Source organism: Streptomyces malaysiensis subsp. malaysiensis (assembly GCF_040653035.1).
Taxonomy (GTDB): Bacteria; Actinomycetota; Actinomycetes; order Streptomycetales; family Streptomycetaceae; genus Streptomyces; species Streptomyces malaysiensis.
Genome location: NZ_JBEZNG010000097.1, coordinates 1 through 1004, shown reverse-complemented (window position 1 = coordinate 1004; position 1004 = coordinate 1). Strand labels below are relative to the sequence as shown.

The window sequence follows — 1004 nt, the reverse complement described above, 5'->3', positions numbered from 1 at the left end:
GTGGTGTCGGCGGTGGAGGAGCCCATCGCCATTGTGGGTATGGCATGCAGGTATCCCGGCGGTGTCGCATCTTCGGACGACCTATGGCAGCTGGTCGCATCGGGCGGTGACGGCATCGCGGCGCTCCCTGACGACCGTGGTTGGGCCCTTGACGGGCTGCGGGGAATCGAGGGTGGATTCCTGTACGACGCCGCGGACTTCGATGCGGGTCTCTTCGGGATCTCACCGCGTGAGGCGCTGGCGATGGATCCGCAGCAGCGGCTGTTGCTGGAGGTGTCCTGGGAGGCACTGGAACGCGCGGGTATCGATCCGAGGTCGGTGCGGGGCAGCCGGACCGGTGTGTTCGCCGGACTGATGTACCACGACTACGGATCCCGACTCCTGGCTGTGCCCGAAGAGGTCGAGGGATTTCTCGGGACGGGGAACTCGGGCAGCGTGGTGTCGGGCCGAGTCTCCTACGCGTTCGGTCTTGAGGGTCCTGCGATTACGGTGGATACGGCGTGTTCGTCGTCGTTGGTGGGGTTGCATTTGGCGTGTGATTCGTTGCGGCGGGATGAGTGTGGTTTGGCGTTGGCTGGTGGGGTGACGGTGATGTCGACGCCGGGGACGTTTGTGGAGTTCAGCCGGCAGGGTGGGTTGGCTTCGGATGGTCGGTGTAAGGCGTTTGCTGAGGGGGCGGATGGTACGGGGTGGTCTGAGGGTGTGGGTGTGGTGGTGTTGGAGCGGTTGTCGGACGCACGGCGCAACGGCCATCCGGTGTTGGCGGTGGTGCGGGGCAGTGCGGTGAATCAGGACGGTGCGTCGAATGGCCTGACCGCGCCGAACGGCCCCTCGCAGCAGCGTGTGATTCGGCAGGCCCTGGCGAACGCGGGGTTGTCTCCGGTGGATGTGGACGCGGTGGAAGCCCACGGTACGGGGACGACGTTGGGTGATCCGATTGAGGCGCAGGCGTTGTTGGCGACGTATGGGCAGGGTCGGGATTCGGGGCGTCCGTTGTGGTTGGG

At 65.9% G+C, this 1004-nt stretch carries 1 protein-coding gene; it reads left to right on the top strand.

Annotated elements, in window-relative coordinates; genetic code table 11:
- Positions 1-1004: beta-ketoacyl synthase N-terminal-like domain-containing protein (locus AB0E24_RS45950; RefSeq protein ID WP_359386052.1), on the top strand; the 1004-nt coding region annotated here is incomplete at both ends.